The organism is Aeromonas sp. HMWF014, from assembly GCF_963878295.1.
In the GTDB taxonomy this organism is placed as follows: Bacteria; Pseudomonadota; Gammaproteobacteria; order Enterobacterales; family Aeromonadaceae; genus Aeromonas; species Aeromonas popoffii.
This window is the reverse complement of sequence record NZ_CAWNYS010000052.1, coordinates 6,023-6,529: the sequence shown is the minus strand read 5'-3', so window position 1 is coordinate 6,529 and position 507 is coordinate 6,023. Positions and strand designations below refer to the sequence as shown.

The following is a 507-nucleotide window of genomic DNA, read 5'->3' as shown; positions in this document are numbered from 1 at the left end:
CTGTTTAATGGACAAAGTGCCACTGCCAGCTTGACTGTTACAACGGCTGTGCTGACCAGGCTCACCATCAAGCCGCCGAGTGCGACTATCCCGAAAGGCTTTCCCCAGAGTTACAGTGCTCAGGGGACTTTTAACGACGGTAGCACCTTAGATGTCACTGGCCTAGTTGCCTGGAGCAGCAGCGCTGATGCTGTCGCCAGCATCAGCGCTGCAGGGGTGGCCACTGGCGTGACCGAGGGCAGTACCACGGTAACAGCCCTGTTTAATGGACAAAGTGCCACTGCCAGCTTGACTGTTACAACGGCTGTACTGACCAGGCTCACCATCAAGCCGCCGAGTGCGACTATCCCGGAAGGCTTAACCCAGATTTATAGCGCTCAGGGGACTTTTAGCGACGGTAGCACCTTTGATATCACTGACCTGGTTGATTGGAGCAGCAGTGCTTCTGCTGTCGCCAGCATCAGCGACGAAGGGGTTGCCACTGGCGTGACCGAGGGCAGTACCACA

General features: G+C 56.6%; 1 protein-coding gene. It reads left to right on the top strand.

The features are described from left to right. Positions 1 to 507 (top strand): Ig-like domain-containing protein (locus tag AAC083_RS01930; RefSeq protein ID WP_219927936.1); only part of this gene is annotated, 507 nt, incomplete at both ends.